Source organism: Flavobacterium sp. (assembly GCF_041911335.1).
Taxonomy (GTDB): Bacteria; Bacteroidota; Bacteroidia; order Flavobacteriales; family Flavobacteriaceae; genus Flavobacterium.
Genome location: NZ_JAYRPD010000006.1, coordinates 1 through 3954 on the forward strand (window position 1 = coordinate 1; position 3954 = coordinate 3954).

The 3954-nt window shown below is 34.2% G+C and carries 4 protein-coding genes; all 4 read left to right on the plus strand.

Features of this window, described 5'->3' with window-relative positions; all coding sequences use genetic code 11:
• Positions 1-185: 185 nt before the first annotated feature.
• The 4 genes from ACE3PD_RS00805 (at position 186) to ACE3PD_RS00820 (ending at position 3569) form a co-directional block, all read left to right on the plus strand.
• Entirely contained in the window at positions 186-746 is a 561-nt protein-coding gene (locus ACE3PD_RS00805; RefSeq protein WP_374398602.1) for a hypothetical protein, read from the plus strand.
• An 11-nt stretch (positions 747-757) separates the two neighbouring features.
• A complete protein-coding gene (locus ACE3PD_RS00810) occupies positions 758-1999 on the plus strand; it encodes a hypothetical protein (RefSeq protein ID WP_374398604.1) in 1242 nt (413 codons plus the stop codon).
• Between the two features lie 251 nt (positions 2000-2250).
• Entirely contained in the window at positions 2251-2493 is a 243-nt protein-coding gene (locus tag ACE3PD_RS00815; protein WP_374398606.1) for a helix-turn-helix domain-containing protein, read from the plus strand.
• Positions 2494-2603: 110 nt separating this feature from the next.
• The gene (locus ACE3PD_RS00820; protein WP_374398608.1) at positions 2604-3569 is read left to right on the plus strand and encodes an ATP-binding protein; all 966 of its coding nucleotides are present in this window, start codon (positions 2604-2606) and stop codon (positions 3567-3569) included.
• The last annotated feature ends 385 nt before the right edge of the window (positions 3570-3954 follow it).

A 3954-nucleotide genomic window follows, 5' to 3' on the forward strand; every position in this document is an offset into this window, starting at 1 on the left:
GAACATTATTCAAAAAAATAACGTAGTTTTATTCTCGAATTTTGAAACCAAATCTTTCAAAATTTGGTGCAAAAATGCGGGAAATAAAACGGTAAAGTTTAAAACCAAAAAATTGCGCTAGAAACTTGAAACCGCCTACGAACGACCCGACAAAAAAAATAGAGAAAATGAAAAAAATAATCTTATTGATTTGTATAGTGTTTAGCGTAAATACTATAATTGCACAAACGCTGTCTTCGGGAAACTATTCCTCTTCAGACTTGGGATATACTTATACTGTGATTGTAAAACAGGAGGGAAATGTCATAACGATTACCGAACCCAACCGAACAAACCAATATAAAAGCAATGGTGGAAACACGTACTATCATACTGAACAGAAGTATTCTCATTTCTATATAAAAGTGATTGCAGACAATAAATATTATGCAGGTAAACAAGGAGGAAGCCAACAACTTTTTACTTTTTCGGGTGGAAATACGAACGAAGAAGAAGTTCTGCCTTCGGGAATAGATGACTGCCCTTTGTATGATAAATACCTTGACCTGACCACAAACGACCACGATGATGCACAAGCTTGGGCTTTTTGCGGAGCAGCGGCATTGGCGAAATGTACATACACAGACGTAACGCCTTACCTAAAACCACTTATTCAAGCATTAAAATCCATAGTAGAAGATACTTCAAAATGTCCGTGTACAGATGTAATAACCCAAAACGAATGGAACTCCGTATCAATTGACTAAAAATAAAAATTATGAAATCAAAAGTATTATTGCTTGCCATAAACATTTTACTTTTCTGTTCAACCGCAACAGTTAAAGCACAAGACAACACTATTAAATTTGAAAATGTAGTAAACGAGCAGTTTGGCACTTTACTGGAATCATTGCTTACTGACGGCAAAATAGATGAAGCCAACGCTAAAACCTACCTTGAAACTGTTTTCGGTTATGATGAAGCGGTAAGCAGTTATCTGCAAACTGTAAATTTATCGAAACAGTTGAGCAACATCAATCAAGGGAATTTGTCATTTGACAATTATATGGAAACGCTTGGTTCGAGTTTATTTAATTTAATCCCTGAAAGTTATAAACAAGAATTAAAAAATAATCCGAGTTATTTAGGTTGGCAACTCGGTCAAGAGTTAGGAAATAAACAATTAAGTACTGAAACGCTTACCAATTTCTTAAACTTTATTTCTGAAAGTATAAGGAAAGCAAATGAAGAAAAAATCAGAAATCAAAAAACGATTGAAAAATTAGAAAAAATAACTCCTACTATTAGGAATATGCAACATAAAAGTGACCACAAAAAGCTACTGTTAGAGCATAATATGAATACGGACGACTGGTTAAACTTTCCCTATGCACAAAGCGAAATAAATCAAGGTAGTTATGTTGTATCAAACAATGGTAAAATTGTAAATAACGAGTACGAAATTTCAAATCAACTCAAAGATGTAACCGGACACGTAGAATGGCAATTGATAAAAGCGTATAAAAACAAAAATAAATTTGACTTTTCACAGGATTTCATATTAGAAATACAGGGGAAATTTATTAATATTCCATCAACTCTAACATTATGTATTGGTAAAGGTTACTATTTAAACATAATGAAACGACCATCTGACAATGCTATTACCACACCATTAGATTACGAGTTAACTCCAATATATGGAAACCTAAAACCCATTATTTCATCTAGCAAAAAGAAAATACATACCAAAGAAAACAAGTTTTTGCTTTATGAACAAAATGGTACTAAAGCACTAATGTTACCAAAAGAAGAGATACGATTAGGTGAAACATTTAAACTTACTATTGAAAAAAAAGGAACTCTGTTTATAGCTAAAATAAATAATGTTCAAATTAATCTCCAGAATTCAATAAATTATTTTCCTGATAAATATTTTATAGGTTTTTATCTTGCCGATTATTCTGAAAAATCTAAAGCCAAATTCATTATAGAAGATTTAGTAATAAAACATCTTTAAAAAGCAATGAGTTCATAAGAATGGATTAAAAACTCAAAAATTATGAAAACAAAACTACTTTTATCTGTACTTATTTTGTCCCATACTGCAACAGTTAAAGCACAAGACAATGGGTAAAAAAATAAAATAACCTATCATTGTTTTTTCAATCTCTGAACCTATAGTGCAGAGATTTTTTTATTTTATAGAATGGCAATTCACAAACAAGAAAATTGTAAATTTGAACACTGATACAGATACTTAAAAAAATAATGCCCGAACAGCAAAACATAGAATACAAACAAAGCTGGCACGAAGACTACCTCAAATGGGTTTGCGGCTTTGCAAATGCACAGGGCGGTGTTATTTTTATTGGTAAAGATGATGACGGAAATGTTGTAGGAGTTGAGGATTACAAAAAGTTAATGGACGAAATTCCCAACAAAGTCCGCAATGCAATGGGCATTACCGTTGAAGTAAATTTACAAGAAGAAAACGGAAAGCACACTTTATAGAAATCGTTACAACGCCTTACACTGTTCCAATTTCATTACGAGGCAGATATTATTACCGAAGCGGAAGTACCAAACAGGAATTAACAGGCAGTTCGCTCAACGAATTTTTGTTGAAGAAATCAGGCAAAACGTGGGACGATGTGATTGAACCACGAGCAACTTTTGACGATATTGATGAAACAGCCGTTGCCCAATTTTTGGTAATGGCAAAAGAAAAAGGTCGTTTAACTGAAGTGAACGGATTGACAACTGAACAACTTTTTGATAAACTTCGTTTGACCGAAAACGGACAACTCAAACGAGCCGCTTTGGTACTGTTTGGCAAAGACCCGGGACGATTTTATCCGAGTATTTATGTCAGGATTGGTCGTTTCAGAGATGACTTGGATTTGGTTTTTCAAGAGAGCGAAGAGGGCAACATCATCAACTTACATCAGGCAGTTTTAGACCAAATCAACCATAAGTTTATTATCAAAAACATTACGTTTGAGGGAATGTACCGCATTGAAACACCCGAATATCCAAGAGAAGCAATGCGTGAAGCCATTTTAAACGCACTGGTTCACCGTAATTATATGGGTGCTCATACGCAAATCCGTGTTTACGATGAAAAAATCACTTTTTGGAACGAGGGCAAATTACCGAGCGACTTAACACTGGAATTGTTAAAACAATCTCATTCATCACGCCCAAGAAACATTGTTATTGCTGATGTTTGTTTCAAAGGCGGTTTGATAGATGCTTGGGGACGAGGAACTACAAAAATCATAGAAGCGTGTAAACAGGCAGGACTTCCCGAACCCGAAATCATTGAAGAAAATGGCGGTATGTTGGTAACGCTTTTCAAGAATAATTTAACGACCGAAAAGCTAACCAAACTCGGACTTAACGACCGACAACTAAAAGCCGTTGAGTATGTAAAAGAAAAAGGAAAAATTACGAATAAAGAATATCAGGAAATAAATCAAATTTCCCGGCAAACTGCAACAAATGAATTGCACGAGTTGGTAAATTTATATAAGATAATGATTAACAAAGGTTTCGGGGCAGGGAGTTATTTTGAATTGGTCAATTAATGGTCAATCATTAGTCAATATGGTCAATTATTGGTCAATTACGACAATTGGCTTTTTATCCGAAACCAACCGACAAAAAATGAAACGACTGAACAACCACTGGCTATAACAAGGGTTTTGTGAAATGGGGGCTGAACGGCTAAATTCAAAGTCTGTACTTCTATCAAACATTAGTTGCAAAATTGAAAGTTCCTACTTCTAATTCCCCCACTTCACAAAGCCCCGGCACGTTACCTGCAAGCTGATCGCAGACTCAAGAATCTAACGCAATTTTAAGACAAAAAAATGACTTAAAATTGTAGTATGAAAACAGCTTATAAAAGACTTAATCAATATGATCGATTTGAGATTGAAAAACTAATTGCTTTAGGCAAAAACAATCTTC

Coding starts and splice junctions, on each gene's coding strand:
- ACE3PD_RS00810 (WP_374398604.1), top strand. CDS start 758: ATGAAATCAAAAGTATTATTGCTTGCCATAAACATTTTACTTTTCTGT.
- ACE3PD_RS00815 (WP_374398606.1), top strand. CDS start 2,251: ATGCCCGAACAGCAAAACATAGAATACAAACAAAGCTGGCACGAAGAC.